Source organism: Lentilactobacillus farraginis DSM 18382 = JCM 14108 (assembly GCF_000583655.1).
Classification (GTDB): domain Bacteria; phylum Bacillota; class Bacilli; order Lactobacillales; family Lactobacillaceae; genus Lentilactobacillus; species Lentilactobacillus farraginis.
Map to the genome: position 1 here is coordinate 83,173 of NZ_BAKI01000005.1, position 25,710 is coordinate 108,882.

Annotated in this window: 21 protein-coding genes and 2 pseudogenes; 11 read left to right on the plus strand and 12 right to left on the minus strand. The window is 40.5% G+C overall.

The annotated features are described in order from the left end of the window. Positions 1-13: 13 nt before the first annotated feature. Positions 14-753 (plus strand): annotated as a pseudogene (locus JCM14108_RS03445) (gamma-glutamyl-gamma-aminobutyrate hydrolase family protein). A gap of 45 nt (positions 754-798) precedes the next feature. Here the strand turns inward: JCM14108_RS03445 and JCM14108_RS03450 are convergent. Together JCM14108_RS03450 and JCM14108_RS03455 are read right to left on the minus strand one after the other, a co-directional pair. Beyond that, positions 799-2,130 carry a glutamate--cysteine ligase gene (locus JCM14108_RS03450; RefSeq protein WP_035178437.1) on the minus strand — a complete coding sequence of 444 codons (1,332 nt, stop codon included), beginning with the start codon at positions 2,128-2,130 and terminating at the stop codon, positions 799-801. A gap of 123 nt (positions 2,131-2,253) precedes the next feature. Further along, positions 2,254-3,627 carry a glutamate--cysteine ligase gene (locus JCM14108_RS03455; protein ID WP_035178439.1) on the minus strand — a complete coding sequence of 458 codons (1,374 nt, stop codon included), beginning with the start codon at positions 3,625-3,627 and terminating at the stop codon, positions 2,254-2,256. A 150-nt stretch (positions 3,628-3,777) separates the two neighbouring features. Here JCM14108_RS03455 and JCM14108_RS03460 point away from each other — a divergent pair, with 150 nt between their 5' ends. Further along, positions 3,778-4,635, plus strand: coding sequence for a fructosamine kinase family protein (locus tag JCM14108_RS03460; RefSeq protein WP_035178442.1), 858 nt, complete (start codon positions 3,778-3,780; stop codon positions 4,633-4,635). A gap of 63 nt (positions 4,636-4,698) precedes the next feature. Here JCM14108_RS03460 and JCM14108_RS03465 read toward each other — a convergent pair whose 3' ends face one another. The 5 genes from JCM14108_RS03465 to JCM14108_RS03485 all read right to left on the minus strand — a co-directional run bounded on the left by JCM14108_RS03465 (position 4,699) and on the right by JCM14108_RS03485 (position 10,556). Then, entirely contained in the window at positions 4,699-5,631 is a 933-nt protein-coding gene (locus JCM14108_RS03465) for a DMT family transporter (protein WP_035178445.1), read from the minus strand. A 300-nt stretch (positions 5,632-5,931) separates the two neighbouring features. Continuing rightward, the gene (locus tag JCM14108_RS03470) at positions 5,932-6,768 is read right to left on the minus strand and encodes an energy-coupling factor transporter transmembrane component T family protein (RefSeq protein ID WP_035178463.1); all 837 of its coding nucleotides are present in this window, start codon (positions 6,766-6,768) and stop codon (positions 5,932-5,934) included. Further along, positions 6,746-8,479: an ABC transporter ATP-binding protein gene (locus JCM14108_RS03475; protein WP_035178446.1), complete on the minus strand. Its 1,734-nt coding sequence runs from the start codon at positions 8,477-8,479 to the stop codon at positions 6,746-6,748. The genes JCM14108_RS03470 and JCM14108_RS03475 overlap by 23 nt, the downstream gene beginning before the upstream one ends. Before the next feature lie 3 nt (positions 8,480-8,482). Further along, positions 8,483-9,046 (minus strand): ECF-type riboflavin transporter substrate-binding protein, encoded by a 564-nt coding sequence (locus tag JCM14108_RS03480; protein WP_035178464.1) that lies wholly within the window; start codon positions 9,044-9,046, stop codon positions 8,483-8,485. Between the two features lie 439 nt (positions 9,047-9,485). Beyond that, the gene (locus tag JCM14108_RS03485; protein ID WP_035178447.1) at positions 9,486-10,556 is read right to left on the minus strand and encodes a M24 family metallopeptidase; all 1,071 of its coding nucleotides are present in this window, start codon (positions 10,554-10,556) and stop codon (positions 9,486-9,488) included. Positions 10,557-10,693: 137 nt separating this feature from the next. Here JCM14108_RS03485 and JCM14108_RS03490 point away from each other — a divergent pair, with 137 nt between their 5' ends. Further along, positions 10,694-11,275: an LOG family protein gene (locus tag JCM14108_RS03490; RefSeq protein WP_035178448.1), complete on the plus strand. Its 582-nt coding sequence runs from the start codon at positions 10,694-10,696 to the stop codon at positions 11,273-11,275. 321 nt (positions 11,276-11,596) lie between these two features. Here the strand turns inward: JCM14108_RS03490 and JCM14108_RS03500 are convergent, their stop codons facing one another. Continuing rightward, on the minus strand, positions 11,597-12,592 hold the full coding sequence (locus JCM14108_RS03500; RefSeq protein ID WP_035178450.1) for a LacI family DNA-binding transcriptional regulator: 996 nt from the start codon (positions 12,590-12,592) through the stop codon (positions 11,597-11,599). A gap of 763 nt (positions 12,593-13,355) precedes the next feature. Here JCM14108_RS03500 and JCM14108_RS03505 point away from each other — a divergent pair. The 4 genes from JCM14108_RS03505 to JCM14108_RS03520 all read left to right on the plus strand — a co-directional run bounded on the left by JCM14108_RS03505 (position 13,356) and on the right by JCM14108_RS03520 (position 17,118). Continuing rightward, positions 13,356-13,883: a hypothetical protein gene (locus tag JCM14108_RS03505; RefSeq protein WP_035178451.1), complete on the plus strand. Its 528-nt coding sequence runs from the start codon at positions 13,356-13,358 to the stop codon at positions 13,881-13,883. Between the two features lie 22 nt (positions 13,884-13,905). After that, positions 13,906-14,577 (plus strand): response regulator transcription factor, encoded by a 672-nt coding sequence (locus JCM14108_RS03510; RefSeq protein ID WP_035178452.1) that lies wholly within the window; start codon positions 13,906-13,908, stop codon positions 14,575-14,577. Then, on the plus strand, positions 14,574-15,608 hold the full coding sequence (locus tag JCM14108_RS03515) for a HAMP domain-containing sensor histidine kinase (RefSeq protein ID WP_051995997.1): 1,035 nt from the start codon (positions 14,574-14,576) through the stop codon (positions 15,606-15,608). Before JCM14108_RS03510 ends, JCM14108_RS03515 begins: the two co-directional genes overlap by 4 nt. A gap of 118 nt (positions 15,609-15,726) precedes the next feature. Further along, positions 15,727-17,118, plus strand: a complete 1,392-nt coding sequence (locus JCM14108_RS03520; protein WP_035178453.1) for a DHA2 family efflux MFS transporter permease subunit — start codon at positions 15,727-15,729, stop codon at positions 17,116-17,118. On the opposite strand, the gene JCM14108_RS16075 is transcribed toward JCM14108_RS03520, so the two are convergent. The 3 genes and pseudogenes from JCM14108_RS16075 to JCM14108_RS03530 form a co-directional block, all read right to left on the minus strand. Beyond that, on the minus strand, positions 17,115-17,261 hold the full coding sequence (locus tag JCM14108_RS16075) for a DUF5776 domain-containing protein (protein WP_369385522.1): 147 nt from the start codon (positions 17,259-17,261) through the stop codon (positions 17,115-17,117). The genes JCM14108_RS03520 and JCM14108_RS16075 overlap by 4 nt on opposite strands. 131 nt (positions 17,262-17,392) lie before the next feature. Then, positions 17,393-19,358 (minus strand): annotated as a pseudogene (locus tag JCM14108_RS03525) (glycoside hydrolase family 127 protein). A 57-nt stretch (positions 19,359-19,415) separates the two neighbouring features. Then, entirely contained in the window at positions 19,416-20,840 is a 1,425-nt protein-coding gene (locus JCM14108_RS03530; RefSeq protein WP_035178454.1) for an MFS transporter, read from the minus strand. A 387-nt stretch (positions 20,841-21,227) separates the two neighbouring features. On the opposite strand from JCM14108_RS03530, the gene JCM14108_RS03535 reads away from it, so the two are divergent. The 4 genes from JCM14108_RS03535 to JCM14108_RS03550 all read left to right on the plus strand — a co-directional run bounded on the left by JCM14108_RS03535 (position 21,228) and on the right by JCM14108_RS03550 (position 24,584). Continuing rightward, a complete protein-coding gene (locus JCM14108_RS03535; protein WP_035178455.1) occupies positions 21,228-22,178 on the plus strand; it encodes an AraC family transcriptional regulator in 951 nt (316 codons plus the stop codon). 44 nt (positions 22,179-22,222) lie between these two features. Then, positions 22,223-22,420, plus strand: a complete 198-nt coding sequence (locus JCM14108_RS03540) for a hypothetical protein (protein WP_035178456.1) — start codon at positions 22,223-22,225, stop codon at positions 22,418-22,420. 73 nt (positions 22,421-22,493) lie between these two features. Further along, a complete protein-coding gene (locus JCM14108_RS03545; RefSeq protein WP_035178457.1) occupies positions 22,494-23,651 on the plus strand; it encodes a GH25 family lysozyme in 1,158 nt (385 codons plus the stop codon). A gap of 222 nt (positions 23,652-23,873) precedes the next feature. After that, positions 23,874-24,584: a GH25 family lysozyme gene (locus JCM14108_RS03550; protein ID WP_035178458.1), complete on the plus strand. Its 711-nt coding sequence runs from the start codon at positions 23,874-23,876 to the stop codon at positions 24,582-24,584. Positions 24,585-24,688: 104 nt separating this feature from the next. Here JCM14108_RS03550 and JCM14108_RS03555 read toward each other — a convergent pair whose 3' ends face one another. Then, positions 24,689-25,600 carry a metal ABC transporter solute-binding protein gene (locus tag JCM14108_RS03555; RefSeq protein WP_035178459.1) on the minus strand — a complete coding sequence of 304 codons (912 nt, stop codon included), beginning with the start codon at positions 25,598-25,600 and terminating at the stop codon, positions 24,689-24,691. Between the last annotated feature and the right edge of the window lie 110 nt (positions 25,601-25,710).

Below are 25,710 nucleotides of genomic sequence, written 5' to 3' on the forward strand. Positions count from 1 at the left end.
AGGAGGAATTACTTTGCGCCCAAGAATCGCACTGCCAGCCGATACACTCGCTGAAGCAACCAATATTATTAATGAAAGAAACGCTGCCTTTGCCCCCAGACCGGCAATTGAAGCCATTGTTAAATCAGGTGGGGTTCCCGTTATTTTCCCAAGCGTCAACCCCGAGGATGTCCGGGACTACATGACCCTTTTTGACGGCGTCTGTTTTCTGGGCGGCGCGGATGTGGACCCGACATTTTACGGCGAAGAGCCTTTTCAAAAACTGGGAGCAACCTACCTCAAACGAGATCTCTTTGAAATCGAATTATTGAAGCAGGCAGTTACTGCCGGAAAAGCAATTATGGGTATCTGCCGAGGCCTTCAGCTGATTAATGTCGGCTTGGGAGGTACATTATACCAAGATCTGTCTCAGGACCTGCACGCGACCTTAAAACACTCTCAAGAGGCTCCGGGAAATATGCCGTCACACCATATTACTGTCGACCCCACCAGTAAACTATATAAACTAATCGGCGGCCGGCCATATGTGAATTCACGACATCATCAAGCCATTAAAGATGTCGCACCATACTTGAAAGTAACTGCCCGGCTGATGATCAGGTCATCGAAAGTGTCGAATCTATTAAAAGCGACCAAATTTTAGCCGTTCAATGGCATCCTGAAAATATCTTCAAGCACTATGACGATTCCAAAAAGCTATTCAAGGATTTTGTCGAAAGAAGCCAAAAGGTAGCTGAAAAAAGTCGCACTTAGCCTACTAAAAAAGTGTCATCCAAAATTTGGATGACACTTTTTTAGTCAGTTTGAAGATAGCTGATTTCCCATCTTCAACTGCTGCAAAATTCGTTGCTGTTCAGCAGCCGAACGGTCCTCAAAACCATAAACAGGATGGGTTAAAAAGTCACTTTGATAGCATTTGGCCATTAGCAACAGTTTCTCAAATAATTGCTGAGAATCCCGATTGGTCCAGCTAATCAGTCTAGCGCTGGGTGTCAGTAACGGATTATCAATTCTTTCAAGCATTCGCAAGCAAAGTTGTTGCGCATTAAACGGCAGTGAAATTCCCAGACTAAACGTTTTTAGTTTGTTAATAAAGGTTGCCGCCTGATCATGAAATTGCGTTATTGCGAAAGGATTTTCCATTGCTACAGCTTCATTTTTATCAGCCGCCACTTGAATCTCTTCATTTACCTGATCCAAATTAAACGGCTGATTGCTCGCAAAAAATGCAAACATCAGTCGAACCAGATTAACCGCGTCGGCTGAAACACCAAGCGGTGCAAATGGATCGAGATCATAAATCCGCAATTCAATGTAAAGAATGCCTTCGGACAACAGATCCGTTAAGTGCGGGGTTCGTTTTAATCGAACCGTTCCATAGTATTCCCGCTCCGCAATTATTTTGTGATCGCGAACCGCGGCTTCAATATCATCTACGTAATCAGAAACACTTCGGTAACTTGCTATGAATCCATTTCCAAAGCCAAGTTTTGAATTTCGAATCGAACGAACGGGCCGTTTAGGTGAAGTTGCTGTCGATGAAAAATAATTTTTAAACGCAACCGGTGTTGCACCGAAAAGATACGTTAACAACCAGCGATGCGTCATGAAGCCAACCGCGGCCTGAAGGTATAAATTATCCAAGTTTTCAGGAGTGCTGTCTTCAGCCATTAACTGCAGTGCTGCCGGTGTCAACCCAACGTTGACGTGAACGCCGGTTTCTGCCGTTCGTTCAATTTTTCGAAGTTTGGCCACTTTTTGTCGATAGATGTAGTTTTTATAATCGGTTTGCGCAATTTCAATATCGGTATGATCGGACCGCAATTTGGGCGGCATACTATAAGGCCATAAATATTCACTACTCGCAAGCTCGCTTCGCAATGCCTGATGATAGGCACCCAAATCCGTCAAGCCCTGCTTCGTATTTAACTCGGGCGGTGTGATTAACTCTGATTGGGTTTCCAAAAAGTCATTCTTGATAAAGTGATGCTTCTTCTCATCCAACAATCCCGTTGGATAAGGATGCTTACTAAGACCACCTGTCCCATTTATTCGATGGGTTTCCACTTCCAAGCCAACAAACGAATTAATTAAACTTGCAATATAATTGGCACTTTTCATTCTAATCATGAGACCGCCATCCTTTGAAAATCAAAAGGTTCAATTTTATCTGCCAAAACACTTTTTAAGTTGGGGTGCGATAGTTATTCAAAATCTTAAGTCGAGCCGACCTAAGCCGTCAACTATTTAAACTCACAAATTTTCAGGTTTCCCCATTACACCAAACAGCCGCTGTCGAAGTTCACTGGCAGTCATATCCGGCTGCTCTTGAAAACCGGTAAACGGGTGTGGATTTTCATGAGCCCGGTTTTGATAACGATTGGCCATTGCCAAACCATAAGACATTAATGAACCGTCAACTTCATGATCACAAAGCGTAGCTGCCGGCGTTAGGTTAGGATTATCCAATCGATCCTGCATTGTATCCAAAACCTCTTGATATTCCGGCCCCCACTGAATAGTGGCACCAAACATCTGCAGCTTATCTAAGAAGTTCTGGGCTTCATGATGATATATTGTCTGCTGATAAGGGTTCTCCAACGCAACTACTTCGTTCATGGAAATCCCCTGGGCCAATTTCAAATTAATCTTATCAGAATCTGCTATCGGCGGTGTCATCATAAAGTAGCTCAACATAATCCGAAAGAATCTGATAGTAGTTGTCCGAATACTCAACGCAGTTGTCGGGTCAAGGTCCAGCATCCGCAACTCAATGTAATCCACCCCATTTTTAACCATGTTCGTTAAGCCGTCATGATCCGATTTCAGCCGGACACTGGCATGATACTCAGCCTCGCTGAACAATGTGCCGTTTTTAATGTTGTTTTCAATATTTTCAACATAATCGGCAACCGAGCGATAATCCTTTTTAACCTCGGACGTCAACCCATAATTTGATGATCGAATACTGCGCACCTGATGTTCTGGCTGGTCATCTTCGGGTTTAAAGAAGTTCTTTTCGGCAATCGGACTGTTCCCAAACAAATAGGTAATCAGCCAACGATAGTAAACAAATCCCTGGGCAATTTTTATATAAACATAGTTAACAAAATCCGAATAGGAATCATATTTAGTTTTTTCAACTTCCCAAACCGTTTTCAAGACGGTCTCGTTCACACTGACGTTTAAGTGAACCCCAACAGGAATCCCTTGCGTATCACTTCTGGTTTCAATCCAACGCTCATAGTAAGCCCGCTGCTCAGGCTCAACGTCGGCAATTGGAATTTTCTTTTTGTCCTTCGGTAGAATGGGCGGCATACTCAACGGCCACAACATTTCGTTTGGTTCCAAAGCATTTCTCAGCGTATCATTAAGCGCCATCAAATAATGCATGGCATCCAGCGATTTTCGTGTGGCCGGTGTAATCACTTCACTTTGAATTTGATAAACATCCGTTTTTATAAAATGATTCTTACGCTGATTTCCTAATGCCTTGGGATATGCCTCCTTTGTCAACCTGCCAGAAGCATCAATTCGAATTGTTTCAACCTCAATTCCCATATTAAAATCGCTGGCTTTTGCCACAATTTCATTATTAAATATAATCTGACCTATTTTATCAAACATACTTCTTCATCCCCCTATATGTAAATGTTACACATACTCTAACGCAATTCGATTGTCAATTCAAAGGAAAATTTAATATTGTGGATTAACCATTAGAAAACAGTCCGTGATACGATAAGACCATAATACAAAAAGGGGGAGAAAGCTATCATGAATCCAGAATTACTCGATCAATTACCAATTCCGAAGATTGTGCATGATCGACCTGTCGGTGGTGGTGATATTAATGAGGCCTTTAAGTTAACAGATCAAAATGGCGGCCGCTATTTTCTACTTATTCAGCCCAATCATTCAAAGGATTTTTTCAAGCATGAAGTTACCGGTTTGCAGTTGCTGGCACAAACCGTTCTAACACCCAAAGTTCTCGCTTGGGGATCCTTTGGCAAAGACGCCTACCTGCTGCTCAGTTACGTTAACCATCAGCCGGCGGGCGACCAATTTGAGATGGGCAGACAGCTTGCTAAGCTGCATAAACGCCGAAGTCCCAATAAACAATACGGGTTTAATGAAAACTTTACAATGGGAACCTACACAGCTGATAACACCTGGCAGCCGGAATGGGAAAGCTTTTTTGTCAACCAAAGGCTGGCAGCCCTAAAGAAACTCATTCAACAACGCAATTTATGGACCTCGGAAATGGAAACCCTCTATGCAAGGGCAATCAAAGTCTTTAAGAAGCTTATGAAAGATTACCACCCCTTACCTTCGCTTCTTCATGGTGACTTATGGTCCGGCAACTTTATGTTTAACCAGGATGGGAAACCTGTCTTTATTGACCCGGCCGTTTTTTACGGGGACCGGGAATTTGATTTGGGTATCACCCACGTCTTTGGAGGCTTCACTACGGACTTTTATGAGGGATACAAAACCGAATATCCATTGGAAAGGGGCTCTGCTAATCGACTCCCATTTTACCAGCTTTACTACCTGATGTTTCATTTATCGCAATTTGGCGCCGGTTATCAGGGCAGCGTCCTTCAAATGCTGGCATTATGCGCTGGTAAATAATTGTCCTTACAAAATGAGTGGTCGCAACCTTATCGTTGTGACCGCTCATTTTTGTTCTTTAATTTATTTTTTAATTTGATCAGGACTTTCGGGTGCCGGCAGTACCCTCATAGTTGCCCATGACTGGACAAAAACCGTTCCAATAATCAAAACAGCCCCCACAGTTTCCGGAAGACCAAATTGAACTCCCAGAAAAATAACGGACAGAAACGTTGCCGACAACGGCTCAAAGCACCCCAGTACGCTGGCTGTTGTAGCCATAATAAACTGCAAACTTCCCAAAAAGAATAAATAGGCTAACATCGTGCCAAAGATAACAACAAATCCAATCCTGGCATAGGACTCCCAGCTAAATACCGGCAAATGACGCCAGATTTTATAGTAACCACTAAAGGCAACCCCGCCGATTAACATTGACCAGCCAACGATTGGAATGGAACCATATTTTGCCAATAACGTTCGAGGTAATAATGTATACAAGGTCGCGCTAACAGCAGTTAACAGCCCCCATGAAAGCCCCTTCATTGGAATTGCCAATGTCGTTAGTTGCCCATGAGTAACTAACAAAATTGTCCCCGTCAGTGCCATCCCCAATGATAAAATATCCACTCTGCGCGGCCAGTTTCGTGTACTAAACGCTAAATAAACAATAATAATAGCCGGTGATAAAAACTGCAAAATGGTGGCTGTCGCGGCATTCCCATAATCGATCGCTTTAAAATATGTATATTGCGAAGCCGCCATACCAATAAAGCTGAAAAAGATTAAATAAATTGCGTCCCGCCAATTGGACCACACCGTTAAACTTTGCTTATGCTCGGTGATCAATCCATAGATAACCAGTAGTACCCCTGAAATCAACATTCGTACAGACACCAACCAGTTTGCACTCACAGTTTCACTGGTAAATAACGCTTGGGCAGTTGTCCCCGATATTCCCCATAACAAAGGCCCTGAAATCGCCAGCACAATGCCCTTAACCTTCGAATTCCGCAAAACAACTTTCCTCCACTTCAATCACTTTGATAAATCACTTAAAGTTGGCATTAGCACTGTTTCCCGGCAGCTGGCTTAAGCTGATCTTTAACGCAGTGAGATCATTATATAGCATTTCCGCTGAAAAAAGACGGAATGATTGTCAATTTGCGTTCACAAAAAGCATCCCGTCACGTTCAGTAACTATTTTCAATCATTATCTTATGCCGCCAAGGCTTTTTCAAATCACCTGATACTAATAACGTATTACAGCGCGCGTCTCTTTATTAGCTGTTTTTGTCTCTAATTCCCGTCAATTAGTTATTTAAACGGATTATAAAAGCGGCCGCCATCAACCCAAAACAAACCGATCCCAACTGCTATCAACAAGCCAGTACTTACCAAAACAAGATAATCAATTTTGCCCAGTTTTTGCGTCATATACCACGTCCGCCGCTGTTTCGTACCAAACCGGCGCAGTTTCATGGCTCGAGTTGTTATTTCAATTTTATCCATAGAAGAGAAAACAAGCGGAATTAAGATTTGTGTACTCCGTTTGAGTCGATTCCACAAACCCGCTTTTTTCGACATTTCCAAACCACGAGCTTGTTGAGCTAAGCTGATCTGTTTGAAATCCCGAATAACATCCGGAATATATCTTAATGATAATTCGACCGCATAACTGATTTTATATGGAAAACCAATTCGACTCATGCCGGCAGCCAGTTCGGAAGGATTAGTTGTAAACAGAAACGCTAAGATCAGTGGCACAATAAAAACATACTTCAACAACATATTCAGCAGATAGAACAACTCTTCCCACGTTAATGCAAAAAAGCCACGCCCAATTAAAATGTGGCTGCTGCCATAAACCTGCGAGCCGTATGCCGGGTTAAATAAATAAACCAAAATCAAATTAAGTGCGGTAAAGGCCGCAATTGCGTATAGCAACCCGCGAACCTGATGCCACTTTAAGTGTGCCGATTGATAAAAAAGAACCGCAAATACGGTTAGAACAATTAAGTACCAGGTATCGTAGCTAACCATGCCGATAATCGATAAGCTCAGCAGCACCAAAATTTTAGTCATACCGGTTAATCGAGTCACCCAACGATTTTCTTGAGATTTGCCCACATCATACGAGATTTGCTGATTCATCATCCAGATGCCTCCTCTCTGCTGAAATAAACTTTTCGGCAAAACCGATTGGGTCGGCCAGGCCGGCCTTTTTGGCTAATACCTGCAGGCTTAATTGCGATAAGTGGGCTTTTTCGATAACCGCCGAATTAGTTAGAACTTCAGCCGGAGAAGCATCCGCCAAAATTTGCCCCTGGTCCAATACAATCGTCCGATCAGCGTAGGCCATCATTAAATTCATATCATGCGTGACCATGATAACGGTTGTGTCACGCTGTCGATTAAGCTTTTCCAAAAACGCCATCATTTGTGAGTAATGGGCTAAATCCTGACCAGCTGTTGGTTCATCTAAAATTAAAATTTCCGGTCGCAGTACCAACGCAGCCGCAATAGTGACCCGTTTTTTCTGACCAAAACTTAAAGCCGAAATCGGCCAATTTCGATATGGATACAAGCCAGTGATTTTTAGTGTTTCGAAAACCCGTTTCTTAGTAGTTTCCGAATCAATCCCCCGAAGTTCAAGCCCCAAGGCTACTTCATCATAAATCATTGTTTTTGAAATCATCTGATTGGGGTCCTGGAGTACATAACCGATTCGATCAGCCCGCTGCTTAACCGAATCACCACTGGCATCGTTTTTACCAAGATAAAGACGACCGCCTGCCGGTGTTAAAAAACCAGTGATCAGGTTAATCAGGGTCGTTTTGCCGGTCCCGTTTTTACCAACCAAAGCAACCATCTCTCCCTGATTAATTGTTAAACTGAAGTCTTTAAAAATTGTTGGCTCGCTGGGATACCCAAATGTCAATTTCTTCAGGGAAATAATTGGCAGCCGTGAACTTTTCTTAACAAGATTGTCTTGTTGAGCCGCCCATTGTACCAGTCGATCCCGATTAATTTGCGAAAGCTTCAGCGTTTCCAAATTACTCAAATGATTTATTTGCTTAACGTTAACACCGGCATTTTTTAAAGCCGTGACATAAAGCGGCTCCCTTAATCCATGCTTCAGTAACAAATCCTGCTTTAGAATGTGATCAGGGGTCTCATCAGCAACCACCCGGCCGTCTGCTAAAACAATCATTCTATCGATTGGAATCTGCAAAACTTCTTCTATCCGATGATCAATGATAATAACTGTCAAATCCTGTTGTGCGGCCAACCAGTTTAAAAGCTTCATTGAATCACGACCCGCTGCCGGATCCAAGTTGGCAAGCGGCTCATCAAGTAATAAAATCGGCTCGTCGTCAACCAAAACACCAGCCAAGGAAACCCGCTGTTTTTGACCGCCAGATAAGTCCTGGGGATGCTTTTTCAATAGCGTCGTTAAATTCAGCCGCTGGGCCCACTTTGCGACCTTTTGATGCAAAACATCATCCGGTTTGGCGTCGTTTTCCAAGGCAAACGCAATGTCTTCAGCAACCGTTAATCCAACAAATTGTGCATCCGGATCCTGAAGAACCGTCCCAACAACAAAGGAAAGATCGGTTAAATCCAGTTTTGACTTGGGCTGCCCACTAATTGTTACCCGTCCCGTCAGCCTACCCGAAAACTCCTCGGGAATGACGCCATTAATTAAATTGCCAAGGGTCGACTTCCCAGAACCGGATGGCCCGGTAATGAATACTTTTTCGCCTTTTTGAATCGCCAAATTAATATGCTGCAGTGTCGCAGCATCCTGGTTTTGATACTGAAACGAAACGTCTGAAAATTGAATAATCGGTTGTTTATTCATAAGCTAATCCTTTGTCAACCGTTTCTTTTGGGTTTGCGTTTTGGCATACGCGGAAATAAGCAGTGTCCCAACAATGCCGACAGATAAAATATCAGTAACGGTAGCCGTAATACCTTGAAGAAAGACTTTTCCCGCCGGCTGCGAATAGACCAGGATATCTCCAAGCGGTGCAATAATCCCCCAGCAGATCACGTTAGCGATAACTTGCAATAAATTAAATTGAAACAGCTTCTTCTTGGTAAGCGGCGTTGTCTTCAACTTTAAGAAGCGCTGGCTGAACCCAATAAAAAAGCCAAAAATAGCGTCAGCGACAATCCACGTCCACCAAGGATCACCCCATGAAAGATCGTTAAACAGATGGGCAAAAAAGGCTACCAGTGCGCCGACTGCAGGACCAAAAACTGATCCTAAAAACGCAATGAACGCTTCTCCCAAATCAATTGTTGTATTGGGAACACCCGTTGGAATTGGCAAAAAGCGCTTCAAAAGAAACACAATCGCAATTCCGACACCGGTTGCAACAACTGCCTCAACCGACAACCCTTTCGTACGTTTACCTGATTTCATAAAAAACATCCTTTCGAAAAATTGCAATTCACTGGAATAAATATTTTCTGCGACAATCCAACTGCCCATGAACAAATAAAACCGGCTTGCGTAAACAAGTCGGTTTTAAGAACGTTTGTTTTAAATCAGGGCCGAATAAATCGCGGTACCACCCTTATTTAGAATTTTTTCACAAAAATCCCCTCACTTGGTTATTGACATAACCACGGACGATATTGAGTCCACCACGATAGCCTTACCTCACCATTCAGCTTGGCTGTCTTCGACTCCTGAACCATATTCATCAGCGCCTCCGGCTTGTCTTTCACCTAAACTGACAGCTCTCTAAACAGAAGCAAACCAACTACTCATTCAATCACAGTCGCATCACACAGATTGTTTATATTGTACCGCCAATTTTCAATGCGTCAACCTATTTTGCTTAATTTGGCTGCTGGAATTACAGCATAATCAAGTTTCGATTAGCAGTGGTCAGTCGTTGATACCCGGTTTTGGTGATTAACAAATCATCTTCAATTCTAACGCCACCTTTATCTGGCAAATAAATCCCCGGTTCAACGGTCATCACGTTACTTTCAGTTATGACATTTGACTGCCATCTGGGACCAAAATTGGGGCCTTCATGAATCGCCAAGCCAATTCCATGGCCACTGCCATGGTTATAGAAGCTGCCATATCCCTGTTGATCAATATAATCACGTCCAGCCGCGTCGACTTGCTGACCATTAGCACCAGGTTTAATAACATTAAACATTTTTTCCTGAGCCTCACGAACAATGTCGTACACCTTTTTTAATTCGTCCCCGGGATCGCCCAATGCAAAGGTTCGGGTCATATCGGAAGTATACCCGTCCACATAATAACCAAAATCAACTGTCACAATATCGCCCTGCTGAAGCTGCTTATCCGAAGCAGAACCATGAGGTAATGCGGATCGATAACCGCTGGCAACAATTGTATCAAAACTTGGCTTTTCCGCACCGTGAACCAACATCCAATTATTAAGCCAATTGGAAACCTCACGTTCCGTTTGGCCAACCGCAGCATAGTTTAATAGCGCCGCAAAACCGTCACTTGCCAAGGCGGTGGCTTTTTTCAAAGCGGAAACCTCGTTTGCGTCTTTGACTTCCCGCTGCTTTTCAACCAAGCCGTTTTCCGGAACCAGTTTCTCGCCAAAAAGCTGATAAAGGGTCCGATATAGCTCATAACTCGCAGACGTTTCAAAACCCACTTTTTGATATTTTTGATCAGCCAATACCTTTCGGGCAACCTGATAGTAATCCCGAGTAATTTCCAATTGGAAGGATTTCGGCAACGATTGTTCCAGTGCCTCTTGATAGCGGGCATCTGTAATTAGCGTGACTGCATCTGGTGTCACAACCAGACAGCCGTCACCATCCAAACCGTCAAAGCCACTTAGATATTTCAAACTAAGGGCGTTGGTAATCAAAAAGGCATCCAAGCCTAATCCCTGAATCGTTGTTTGTAATGCTGTTATCCGCTTATTCAAATGATCACTCCTCTTTAATATCGTTAATATCATTATAGGACAATAAAAAAACAAACCCGCTATTTAAAATTCAAGCAACTGATATATAATAAGCACATTACAATTATTTCAATTTCCAAAGAAAGGATTTTTTAGCTATGAAACGAATTGCTGTTTACTGCGGCGCCTCTTCCGGCAATAATCCCGCCTTTGCTCAAGCCGCCATCAAACTCGGTGACTGGCTGGTCGACCATCATCTTGAATTGGTTTATGGTGGTGGTGGCATCGGTTTAATGGGCACCATTTCCAAACGAGTTATTGAACGTGGCGGCCAGGTTCATGGCATCATGCCCAAAGAACTAGTTGATCGAGGTGCTGAACTGGTCGAATTAGCCAAGCTATCCGAGCTGACAGTTGTTAAAAATATGTCCGAGCGAAAGGAACAGATGATGGCCCTTTCCGATGGTTGTATTGCGCTCCCCGGTGGAATCGGTACATTGGAAGAGATGTCACAGGCATTTTCGTGGGCTCGCTTGGGAAACAATCCCAACCCATGTGTTTTTTACAATGTTGCCAACTATTACGACCCGCTGAAAACCATGTTTGATAAAATGGTTGAAAACGACTTCTTAACAAAAAATGATCGCAATAAGTTGCTATTTTCGACCTCTTTAGATAAAATCTACACTTTCATGACAACCTATGTGCCACCCAAAATCAGGAACTACGAAACTAAGTAACGATAAAAAGCGGCTAACCGTAACAGGACGTTATTCTGTTACGGTTAGCCGCTTTTTATCGAGGTCTTGCGGTCAAGCAAGTTAATAGCATCCAAAACATACTAGCCTTTCTCAACCTCAGTTTCCGTTCGATATCGGCCTGCACCCCCCAAGCTTGTATCTTTTCTGTTTGGACTGTTTTGGTATTTTTCGAAAATCATCTGTCGAAGAACGTTTTTAATACCTAAAATAAAAAGATCGCCCTTTTCCAAAATAAAAAAGTCGGCATCAACCAATGTCCAATACATTGATTAGTACCGATCTTATTGATAAACTCATTTTCTAAAGACTGCTTTCCCGAAGCATTAATTCCGTTCCAATGATAATTAACTCAGGAATCTTTTTAGGATTCTTGATCCGTTCCAGCAATAGTTCAAGTGCCCGCTCACCCATCAATTCAGTGTGCACGTGTACCGTTGTCAACGCTGGGCTGGTATACTTGGCAATCGCAACATCATTAAAACTAATTAAACTAACTCTGCCTGGAACATCAATATGATGCTGTTGTAACGCTCTTAAAACACCGACAGCCATTGCGTCACTGCCAATCATAAAGCCGTGGGGAAGCTTCTCTCCCAGCTCTTCAATCGCCTGATTCATCAAATTGAAACCCGATTCCGGTCCAAAGGGTCCCTGATAGATAAACTTATCATTGTAAAGTTCCTTGCTTTTCAGGTACTGATTAAACGTTGTTACCCGGGGATCACGAACGCCCTGCTTTTCGGTAACTGTAAGTTCCTCTCCGGCGATCATGCCAATATCATCAATTCCATTTTGAATAAACCGATCGATAATTTTTCTAACCGGTGACTCAAAATCGCTTCGAATACAATCCAAGTTATAAGGTAGATAATTTTCACCAATACAAACCACCGGTAAACCATATGATTTAAGTTGGGTTACTTCAGTATTATCAAATTTACCCACGGCAATAATCCCGTCAAACTTCTTAATCCGCTGTTTATCAATTGATTCATATGTAACTCTTTCAACAGCAGTTCCAAGATTGGCAGCTCTATTCTCAATACCGTATTGAATTTGAAGATAGTATAAATCAGACAGCTCTTCCTTATCAGTATGCCACTGAACAATAGCAATCTGATTCTCAGATTTATGCACCCGCCTATTACGTTTCTTATACTGTAATTTTTCGGCCACTTCCAAAACCCGCCGTCGGGTGTCCTCGCCGACCGAGAGTGTCTCATCAAAATTTAAAATTCGTGAAACTGTCGATATTGAAACACCAGCTTCATTTGCAACATCTTTAATTGTTGTCATTATTATCACCCATTAACATGCTAAATTTTACAAATTTAATTATTGTTCATTTAGCTTCTTTTTCATTAAATATACTGCCTTAGTTTAACACTAGCCACAAACTTGATAAATAATTAGGCCTAACTCCTTTTATTTTTGGCTAAAATTTAATAATTTGACCAATCTTCAGCATTCTTTATTAAAAATGCTCCTAATAAAAAAGCACCAGTCATTGTCTTGCAAAACAATAACTAGTACCAATTTTATTATCACGAATAGTGTCGAATGGGGTTTCGATTAACGCCATGTCAGAAATAACGCCTACCTATTCGTTTTGATAACTTGGATAGTGTAACACGGGGTGATATAAGGTTCAAATACATATCTCTGATAACACTGAAATTCATATTTAAATAATTCACCACAGCCTGCCATTCCAAGTATTAAAAAACCCTTTTCAAACGACTCAAATGAAATCGTTTACAATTATTATATTACCTGTTTTTTTCACCATTCATAAGGGCTATAATGGTAAAAAAAAGTATTGATTTCCGACCAAATATTTTACTGTTTTTGTCCAACGATATCTAACTTGTTCCTAATTTTTAAGGCAATAATACACAACCATTCTTTTTAACTTAAATCTATTACCCTAAGTAAATTGAGATATGGTGATCATTTCCGTTATGGCGACTTTTCTAACATTTTGGCAACATTTACTCAACAACTTGCCAATAATTATCCACTATTATTAAGATAATTAAATGAAATGGGGACAATTGCAATGAACAATCACACACATCACTTTATTGGATACGACTATTTGGACATTTCTACAAACTCAAAATATAAAAACATTTATCTAGACGCATTACCAAATTTTGGTTGGCTGTTTATCGATATTGAAAAAGTAGCTCACAAGCGTAATGTTGTCATTCTTCACTACAAAAGGAATCGGGAAATGATGAACAAATCTGAATTAACTCGCCTTTTTCACCAATTTGAAGCAACCATTAAAGAAATCGACTATTTGGAAAAAAAGAAAAACTTCATTCCAACATTTTCTGCAATTTTAATAGGTCTTACTGGCTGCGCATTAATGGCTGGGTCTGTCTTTACACTAGAGGCACAGATTATTGGGGTAAGTGTTATTCTTGGCATATTAGGATTCGCTGGTTGGATAATTTCTTACTTTAGTTACGTTAAATTATTCCAAAAATACACTCACAAGATGCGGCCTGAAATTGAAGAAAAATATGATTTGCTCAACAGGATCGCCAAGAAAAGTAGTCGATTAATACTAACCCAATAAAGTAATCCAAGGAGGATCAGGCATGGTTAAAATCTTAATTGTAGAAGATGACGAACGTTTGAATAAGGTTATAAGTGCTACCTTACGCCAAGAATCCTATGATATTGTGAGTGTTTTAAATGCCTTTGATGCACTGACACAGTTATTTGAACAGTCGATTGATTTAGTCATTTCAGACATTATGATGCCCAAAATGGATGGTTTTCAACTTGCAAGTAAAATTCGAGCAATCAATTCAGACATGCCCATTATTTTCATGACTGCTAAGGATGATCTGCTATCCAAAGAAACTGGTTTCCGACTGGGGATCGATGATTATCTCGTAAAACCAGTTAATATGTCGGAACTTATCTGGCGCATCAAAGCAATTCTGCGCCGAGCAAACATTTCGGAACAGAATCGAATTCAAATCGATCAATTTGTTTTAGATAAACGGGGAATGACCGCAACAAATAATCATCAAGAAATTTCGCTGACTGCCCGCGAATTTAATTTACTTTATAAATTACTTTCCTATCCCAACCAAGCTTTTTCTCGCGAACAATTAATGGATGAATTTTGGAAATTCGACAGCAATTCCACTTCAAGATCCGTTGACGTGTATATCACAAAGCTTCGCGATAAACTTCATAATGTGCAAGCCTTTCAGATTAAAACAATTTATGGAATCGGTTATAAGGCGGTGATTAAATGAGAAAAAGTCTATATCGGGTAACAATTCGTAACTTTTTCGTAACCTTTTTAGTATTAATTATAATTGCCAGTCTACCTGGCATCTTTTTCGGCTTAAAAACCTTCCACGATTTGCTCTCTCGTTCGGCCCCTATCATTATTTATTGGTTAATTATTGCTTTTTTCTTTTGTGCCTTCACTTCCTACCAAAAATACCGTGCGTTTGACCGACCAATGCAGCAGTTATCAAAAGCGGCTAAAAAAGTAGCAGCAGGCGATTTTTCCATCTATATCGACACCACGATTAGTGGTCATCAAAAAAATTACATGACTCAAATGATAACTGATTTCAATAAAATGGTTGCCGAGCTGGGAACACTCGAAACAATGAAATCGGATCTTATTTCAAACGTTTCACATGAATTAAAAACACCACTGGCCGTGATCCAAAATTACGCAACTGCTTTACAAGATCCAAATTTAAAACCGGATATCCGCCAATACTACCTAAATGAAATTATTTCCGCAACTAACAACCTAGCGAAAACTGTTTCAAATATTTTATTGTTAAATAAATTTGAAAACCAGCAAATTATTCCAGATAAAGAACCATACAATCTAACTGCCCAACTAGGTGAATCACTTTTATCCTTCGAAACAAAGATTGACGAAAAACAACTCGATGTCCATGCCAACTTTGATGATAAAATTATCATTAATTTTGATAAAAATATTTCTGAAATCATTTGGCGTAATCTACTTTCAAATGCAATTAAGTTTTCTCACAAAAATGGTAAATTAATTATTAGTGCTACTCAAACGGCGCATTACGCTGTTATTTCAATCATTGATAATGGTGTCGGAATGACAGAAGAAACTTTAAAACATCTCTTTGATAAATTTTATCAAGGTGATATTTCACACATTAAAGAAGGCAATGGTCTTGGGCTGGCGCTAACTAAAAGAATTGTTGAGCTGGCTAATGGCACCATCACGGTTACCAGTGAGCTTAATAAGGGTACCCAATTTATTGTTAAAATTCCAACCTCATAGCGTCTTTCAGATACAGCCACATGTTCTCTTTTAACATTTCAGCAATACTTTGTAAACAAGTGTTAAACAAAATAAATGTAAATTGCTCTTATTCTATAAGTTTAAGGAGCAAATTATAATGGATAAAACACTTGTTAGTAAAAATCGTACTCGAAATTTATTGTTTTTAGCCTTAATGATTGGAACTGTGGTTTCAGCATTATTGCAAACCGCATTAACAACTGCACTACCTAAAATTATTGCGGATTTTTCAATCTCGGCTCAAACGGGTCAATGGTTAACCAGTGCATTTTCATTAGCAATGGGTATCATGATTCCAGCAACAACCTTCTTAATAAAGCGAATCCCTACTAAATGGCTTTTTATTGGCAGCATGACACTATTTGGGATTGGTGAGTTATTATCCGCCACTGCAACAACATTTATCATATTACTTATCGGTCGAATTTTACAGGCGATGGGAAGTGGCATCCTGTTATCGCTCACACAAGTAGTTGTTTTAACTATTTACCCATTAGAAAAACAGGGAACGATGATGGGCATTTATGGGTTGGCTGCAAGCGCTGCGCCGGTCGTTGCACCAACAGTTACCGGATTGATCATTGATACTTTTAGCTGGCGCTTCATTTTTTGGGCAGGGTTACTACTAACTGTTGTTGACATTTTATTCGCTTTTTTAGCTGTAAAAAACGTTCTGCCTACAGAAAAAACAACCTTGGATGTAAAGTCATTGCTACTGAGCAGCATTTCTTTTTCGGGAATTTTAGTTGGCTTTGGTAACATTGGTTCCGGACCACTCTTAAGTATACAAATTGGTCTGCCAATTATCATCGGCTTACTATCCGGATGTCTATTTGCATATCGACAATTTCATATTTCTGAGCCATTGCTAAACTTGAAAATTTTTAAAAACAAACAGTTTACGATTGCGGTTATTATCAGTATATTACTATATTTTGCTATGATGTCGGGTTCAACCCTTTTTCCACTGTACATTCAAAGCGTTCATCATTTATCCGCAACCACTTCTGGATTAATTATGCTGCCTGCCTCCTTGGTAATGGCCATTCTAAGTCCAATAACCGGTCGGCTTTATGATAAATTTGGCATTCGACCACTGGCAATCCTAGGGTCTTTTGCAATGCTGATTAGCTGCCTAACAACCATCCATTTAAATGTTCAAACCTCAATTTTATACCTTGTATTAGTATGGATCATCCGTTTAGTTTCCATATCTTGTGTCATGATGCCAATTGTTACTTGGAGTGTTAGCACATTGGATACCAAGTTCACATCTCATGCAACGGCATTATTAACAACTTTACGTACCATATCTGGTGCCATTGGAACAGCGGTTTCCGTTTCAATTATGCAATTTGTCACCAACCTGACAACTCACAACGGTCCAGTTATCGCAAATAGTTCAGGAATTAACGTCACCTTTATTGTATTAGCGGTGATAGCGGCAATTCAGCTTATTGTTTCACTATTGTGGGTTAAGAAGAACTAAAAATCAGGCAATAATTTGCTTGCACTAATATAGTTCCCATTTGTTAATTGAAATTGCATTACCGTACCAACAGTCATCACTTCTTTTATCTTCACGTGTGAGCCCTTTTTCAAAAATTTCTCCCGTTGTTTTTTTGTAGCCAGGCGCTCTTAACTTACCGATAAACACGCCAACTTAACAAATCCAAAATAATTATAAAAAAGTAAGCAAAGGTTCAATGACTTCAAACCTTTGCTTACTTTTTTTGCAGTTTACATATTTTTTGATACTAACACTATCTATTTAACCAAACGCTCATTTGACCATTTTCCCGATTAGCCCATGCATAGTATGGAATCATCGTCAGGTCAACGTTTTCAGTTTCTTCCGATTTAGCTTCTGTATACAAGTTAGCTTCATCAGAATCAAGCTTTTCACGTTTAGCGGCAACTTTAACGACGCCGACACCATCAAGCAGCTTCTCATCGAAGTGATAATCCGTCTTGGCATCTGGTGAAACTTGATACAGCCAAAGTGGTGCTTCATTATCAGCCTGTTCAGCAGCGTAAACCACTGGTCCGCGTTGAACAGCAACTTTACCGAAGTCATGGCTGACCCGATTGTTAGCCCGCATAATCTTGGTGCTCATGTCCAGTTTCAAATCAAGCGTTAATGACTTACCATCAACATCAAGATAGATGAAACCATCCTTTACGGGAAGCGTCTTTGCGCCACCGTTTACTTTCAATTCATAACTGGCTGACCAGCTTGGAATCCGAATTCCGAACTTAAATGAAGCATCGTTAGGATTTTCGATTTCGTAATGGATATCGCCGCTCCATGGGAAGTGGTTGGTTTGCGAAACCTTAATGCCATCATCAAACTCAGCGTCGTTAGCAATAAACTGATGTGACAAAATTGTGTCGCCACTTTCAGTGTAAAGATATTCATCAACTGATGCGATTAAACGTGCCAGGTTAGCTGGGCAGCAAGCGCAGCCAAACCAATCAGCGGTGGGTCAAGACGTGTGACTTGCCCGGATTTCCTTTACTTGCAGCTGGATCTGCCTCTAACGGGTTCACATAGAAGAAATGTTTACCATCAAGCGACATGCCACTTAAGGCACCGTTAAAGAGTTCCTTTTCCAAAACGTCGGCATATTCACCCTTAGCGTGGATATTTAACATCTGACGAGCAAAGAATGACATTCCAACCGAAGCACACGTTTCGCCATAATCGGTATCGTTAGGCAAATCATAGTCGTAAGTGAAGGCTTCACCAGTCGTTGTTTGGCCAATGTTACCGGTAATGTACATCTGGCGTTTAACAATGTCGTTCCAGAAACGATCACAAGCAGCTAATAAGTCTTTATCACCTGTATAACGAGCAACATAGGCCATTCCTGTGCAAAGATAGACAACCCGGACAGCATGTCCGTGAGGAACCTTTTGATCTTTGATTGGTTCCGCAGCTAAATAATATTCCCGTGTAAAATCGCGCATCCCAGGAATCAGGTCACGATCAACACTATCACCATCTGCTTTGATTTGTTTTTCAAAGAAAGCCGGGTCTTGTCCACGCTGAGTCAGGAAGTAGTGAGCCAGGTCAAGATACTTCTTGTCTTGAGTTACCTCATACAGACGCGATAATGCCAATTCGATTTCAGGATGACCATCGTATCCCGGAATTTTGCCTTCTTCCAAACCAAAGTTATTGTCAATGCAGTCAGCCATTCGCTTGGCAATATCCAAAGCTTTTTCATTACCGGTAGCGTTGTAATAAGCAACGCCGGCTTCGATATAGTGACCCATTGTATATAGTTCGTGTGATTGTTGAAGACGCTTGAATTTACGTTCTGGAGCATCAATTTGGAAGTAGGTTGACAGATAACCGTCGTCATCTTGTGCCTTAGCGATTAAATCAATTAGATTGTCAGTAATCTTCTTCAAGTCAGGATTTGGATGGTAGCCAAATGAATATGCAGCAGCTTCCAACCATTTATAAACATCGGTGTCTTGGAATGGGAACCCATAATGGTGGCCCTTCATTTCACCGGCCGCAATCTTTAAATTGGCAACGGCATGACTATTCTTATCCTGACCATTATTTTGTGGATCTTCAGCAATGGAGATATCAGCCTCATCATTCATTACCTTCCATTGATAAGGTAATACTTCCTTGACAACGAGTTCTCGATAACGCTTCCAAAAGTCAGATGTCACCTTGACTTTATTTAATTTAGGAGCTGTATAAACTTGCATAAATGGACCTTCCTCTCGAAAAAATACAGTGATTAGTTAACGTCAATAAGCAGCGTTTTAAGCTTCACTTGCTTGAGCAGCCTTAGCTTCTTCAGCGTGACGCTTTGCCAAATCAGCCTTAACGATTGGTTCGTGGTTTTCCCACTTACGGTAAACAATCATCAAAATCAAGCTGATTGCGTAAATGATAATTGGTGCCCAAACAAAGGTAAAGTTGATTCCTGAAAGACTGCCGGCACTTTGAGTTGCCTTAGCAGCATCAAAGCCGAAGCCTTTAAGTAACATTGAAGCGATGAAAGAACCAAAACCGGTTCCCATTTGGATACAGAATGAAGCACCGATAGCAGTTAAGAAACCGTTGGCACGGATACCATTCTTCCATTCACCAAAATCAACAGTGTCACCAACCATGGCGAAGAACATTGTGCAGGCAGAACCTGAACCGATACATGCAACACACCAGCCGATTAAAGCAGAGGTCGTGTTAGCACCAGCAAAGCCGATCCATGCCTGGCCAACCATTGTCAACAAGAGGAAGAAGACGGTTGTGCCCCATTTGTGCATAAACTTAACGAAGAATGGAACTGAAGCCATTCCGATAACCTGGATAATCGTGAATCCGTTAAAGAATGAAATCAATCCTTTACTGCCCATGTTGTACTGGAAGTAATAAGGCATTGAGGAATTACGGATAATGAAGGCTGTCCAGTAAGCCAAGTTGGCAGTAACGATTAATACCCAAGGCCAATTACTCTTGGCAGCTTTGAAACTTTCCTTAATACTGATAACCTTTTCACTTTCAATATTCTTTTCACGCATATCGAAGAACGCAATAAGCAGAAATACAAAAGCAACAATTGAGTAAATTCCAACAGCTAGTGACCAGCCCTTTTGCTCATTACCGCCACCAAGCATACCGGCAAACGGAATGATAAACGTAACGGCAAAGAAGTTACCAACATTACCAAGAACTAAACGAATTGAGTTGGCTTGCATCCGGCCATCGGTATCAGAAGTTAAGTTTGGCAATACCGAAGTAATTGGTGTTGAAACGGCCGTGTAGGACAAATCGGCTAAGATGTACATAACACCGGCATAAATAACTTTAGCACCGGAACTGATCGATGGTGTGGTGAACAGCAACCAGACAAAGATAGCAAATGGTAATGACATCCACAGGAACCAAGGACGACTCTTCCCATACTTACTGTGGGTGTGGTCAACCAAGATTCCCATAATCGGTGCACCGATTGCATCGAAGAAACGAGCAATCAAACTAATAACACCGGCCATTGCAACCGACAAACCAAAGACATTGGTGAAGAAATAAAGCATGTAAGAACTAATGATACAGTAAAGCAGGTTACCAGACATATCTGTAAAACCATAGGTTATTTTACGATGCCATGGCAGCTTATCATTTGCCAAAAGTGCCTGCGCACTCGCAGTATTGGCATCAACATGACTTGCATTTGAACTCATGATCCTGACCTCCATTTATTTATAAATACAAACGCTTACAATATTTTGGAAATTATTGCAAAAAATCGATAAATGAAATGACGTTACAACTCGCGAGCAATAAACATCTTCAGGCAGCCGTCCTTGGATATTTATTTTTGTATCTCATTTACGATTTCTATAGTAAGCGTTTGCAAGAAGAAAAAAAAGGGCTATAATAGCAAAAGAAGTGATAATTTCCGACTAGTTTTAAAAAGGGGTTGGCCGGAAAGGTGCTTCACAAGCGGTTTTGTATCACGTTTGGGACATTTGGTGATTATTTCCGATATGATTGATTTTTAGTTACATGATCTAGATTTACGGATGTCTGGTGCTTATTTCCGACATTTGAATGGGAGGCTGTCAAAAATGTTATTTTCAACATTTAACATTGCAAAAACACTTCTGTACTATAAGGGAGGTGAATTTCTTGCACATGGGCCGTGGAAACACCGCAGAATGTATCATAAAGGAGATTATGAATTAATTTTATGTATTAAAGGGCCGATTTATTTACAAATTGGTGACCGTCGGATAACACTAAATGATCATGAAGTCTTATTTGTACCGCCTTTTACAACAATGTACGGCTATCAAAACTCGAAGGGAGATGTTGATTTCTATTGGCTCCACTTCTTTTCACAGTATCGAGAAGATGTTTTTGAATCAGAAGAGGAGCAGATGGTTTCGGAGGTTAAAACAAACAAACAATCGAAGCGAAAGATTTTCTTGCCAATGCACTTTAAACTATCTGACTACGAAGAGGCAACTATTTTAATCCATCAGATTTTATCCATTCACAATGAGCTTTCATTTATTGAAGAACGGGACTACCTGGTTTCAGCACTTTTAATTCAACTTTATAAGTCTTACTTCAATCATCCTGATTCAAGCGATGAAAGTTCACGAATCAATGCTATCAAGGAATGGATTCGGGCTAATATGTCCAGTACGTTAACAGTCGAAGAGATTGCGGAAAACGTTAATCTAAACGCTGATTATTTAACCCGCCTTTTCAAGCGCTGTACCGGTATGACAACGCTTCAATATCTTAATCACATCAAAATTGAAGTTGCAACCCTACTCTTAATTCGAACAGAGATGCCGGTTAAACAGGTTGCTTTTAATTCGTACTTCAACGACCCCAAAGTCTTCATGCGCCGCTTCAAGAGTTCAACCGGGCTATCACCCAGTGAGTATCGAAAATCATACAACCTGATTCACCTTAACAATCCCCACGTTGATCCGCAAATCCCGATTCCAAAACGAATTGCAGATTCAATCGACTATATTCCGGAAAATGGTGATATCCCAGAATAACACCTTAGAAAAAACACAAAGAAAATTTTTAGGAGGATTTTATTATGCATTTATTAACCAAAAAGTTTGCTGGTCAATCAATTATTTCCTGGTTTTTCCAAATTATCTTAATTTGGCTTGCTTGGGCTGTCCACGATGGTACATTACCCAATAATGTGACAACTATTACATTCGCGGCTGTTATATTACTGACAATTTACTGGAGTTTTTCACTTGATCGAAAAAGAAGTAACAACAAGTGAATTCGCTTTTGTTAACCCCGTATTCATGTTAGTATCGCAAGTGAACACATGAATATGAGGGGTTGAGAATCAGATGAAATTTAATCGTAAATCCAAACTGGCAATTTTAACAATGGTTGCTGGTGGTATTTTGTTGGGAAGCTCAACAACGGTCAATGCCGCTTTGACGCCATCAAGTACCTTACCTAAAACAGACATGGTCGATGTTTCCAGTTGGCAGGGAAATTTAACTGCAGCTGATTATCAGACAATGGCAAGTAATGGCGTTAAAGCTGTCACAATTAAAGCAACCGAAGGTACTAACTATACAAATCCTTATTTGTCGCAGCAGGTTCAATATGCCCAACAGGCTGGGCTAAGCATTAATTTTTATCACTTCGTTCATTTTACTTCTACCCAGCAGGCTCAAAGTGAAGCTCAGAATTTTATTAACGCTGTCCAATTGGTTACCAGCTCCAAGGATGTCGTTATGGTGGCCGACTTTGAATCATCGGAATTAGCAGGTATCTCAAAATCTCAAAACGATGCCAACCTGGCCGCTTTTGATGCTACCTTAAATCAGGCCGGTTATAATAAGACGGATTTGTATACCATGGCAAGTTGGCTGGGTGTTCATATCGATACAAATTCTTCAAATAACGGTTGGATTGCTGATTATCCAAATAACCCAACCGGCAGCAAATACAATTCGGCCAATGCCTGGCAGTGGGCTTCCGACTATCGCTTCCCATCCATTAATCAGAATATGGACGTTAGTCAAATGAACAATGACTTTTACTTGAATTCGACTACCGGGACTTCAAGCAGCTCATCAACACCAACAACCGAAACCGGTACAAGCAGCAGTTCAAGTCTTTCCGGTTCATCAAGTTCAAGTTCGTCAAGTTCATCTACTACTAGCAGCGCCACTTCAAGCAAACCTGGCGAAATCGTTAAAGTACCAGGACCATCTGGTAAACAGTATTCTGCCAGCCGTTCCAACTCTGTTAAATTGATTTGGCGGCGTAATATGGGTCGTCACGCTTATAAAACAACGGACGGTGCTCGCTACTCCAAGCACTTGGGCATGCGTTACGGTTATAATTCAGACATGCCGGATGTTACTTGGTATACGGATGCTCATGAAAAGCTATACATGAAGAACTCCGGCCACTACGCAATTTACTATCACGTTAAAAGCGCCGATGGCCAACATGGTGGCTGGATATGGCGCGGTTACTTAAATAAATAACTAAAAACAGTTGGGACACCAAAAAATTAAGTTGGTATCGCCAACTGTTTTATATTACACTTCGTTACCTGATTGTTGTCCGAATGTAAATAAGTCGATAAATCCCTGCCACTACAGGGATAACGTAGATTATCACAATTTTTAAAAAGTGAAAAATTGTGGTACGCTTCGCATTATATTATTAATACGAATTTAGAATTTAATTACAGGAGAACATTTAGAATGAAAAAATCTACCCTTTTAAAACTTGCCGCACTGACATTGGCCACATTTGGCGTCTTGGCTGCAGGTAATACCGCGCAAGCCAATACTTATTCATCCAGTCACCCCAATGCCGACATGGTTGATATTTCGGCCTATCAGGGGGCCCAAACCAACTTGGGTCTCCAGGGCATGAAGGACAAGGGTGTCCAAGCAATGACGATTAAAGCGACTGAAGGGACTTATTATACAAATCCGCTGCTTGCCCAGCAGACAGCCACCGCCCAGTCGGCTGGTCTTAGCATTAATTTTTACCATTATGCGCAATTCACTACCAAAGCGCAGGCTAAAAAAGAAGCCAAATATTTTGTTAAAAAAGTCAAAGGCGTTACCGATCAGAAAAACGTTGTTATGGCAATCGATTTTGAAGCACCTAAGTTAGCATCCCAATCGATCACCAAGAATGATCGTAACATCAAAGCATTTAACAAGGTGGTTAAAGCTGCTGGTTTTACTAAAACTGATATCTATACTAACGCTAACTGGGTAGACAGCTACGTCAGCATGACCAGTGATAATTTAGGATGGTTGGCCAACTATCCAAACAACCCTACCGGCAAAAAGTATGCCGCTGCCAACGCTTGGCAATGGACATCCAATTTTAAGTTTGCCGGTCAAGCTGGCAAGTTAGATGTTAGTCAGCTGAACAACGATTATTATTTAAATGATTAATGAAAAAGAGTGTGTTGACAAATTAAGGAATAATGAGATGTATCCCTAATCTATCAACGCACTCTTTTAAAATGCAATTATTAATTAGCCGTCGCTTGAGATGATTACTTTTCCAAGATATTCAGTAAGTTATTATATTGGCTTAACATCCAAGTTTTATAATTTTTACCGTTCGGCAGAGTTTCGGTTACCTTAAGTACTGGCACATTGTTCTTATGAGCAAGTGATACCAAATTATTTACAGTCTTATCATCAACTTGTGAGTTATAAACAAAAAAGGCAATTTTGTGATTCTTGATACCATTTTGCATGCTTCGAATTGTCTGTGGTGAGGGATCAATATCTTTTTCGGTATCATTTTCAAATTGTGGATTGCCTACCTTAAAGCCCATAGCTTTAAGTGCATAATCAAAAACCGGTTCACTGACATAGACGTTCTTATTTTTACTTTTTGTCGAAACTTCTTTTAATTTGGAAATCTTGGTATTTACCGGTTTTAATGAAGCAATGTACTTTTCAGCATTTTTCTTGAAATATTGCTTATTCTTGGGCTGAATCTTTCCTAATTTAGCGGCAATTGTATTTGCTAATTTCGGCATTGTCTTTGGATTATACCAAAGATGTGGATTATCACCACTCTTTTTATTCATCAAGTCTTCGCCAACTTTTATGTAGTCAGCTTTTTTGTTACCATTCATCAACTTATCCATCCAACCATCGTAACCAATGCCATTGGCAATGACCAACTTTGATCCGGTTAAGTCTTTGGCAACTTTAGTTGTTGGCTCGTAGTCGTGAGGGTCAACATTCGGATTAGTGATAACAGATGTTACGTCACCTTTGTTTCCCGCAACCTTTTTTGCAACCTCACCATAAAAATCAGTGGTTGCCGTAATTTTTACTTTACCATTACTGCTGGACGATGAATTGCTGGAACAACCGGCTGCGACGACGCCAAGCGTCACAACCAAAAACGCTAATAATACATATTTAAATCTAACTATCTTTCGTAACATTTGTTTACCTCTTCCATTCTTTAAATAGTAACGATTACTCTTTTAATAATAATATAAAAAGAATCACTTGTAAACGTGAAAAATAAAAATATTTATATAAAAAAAGATCT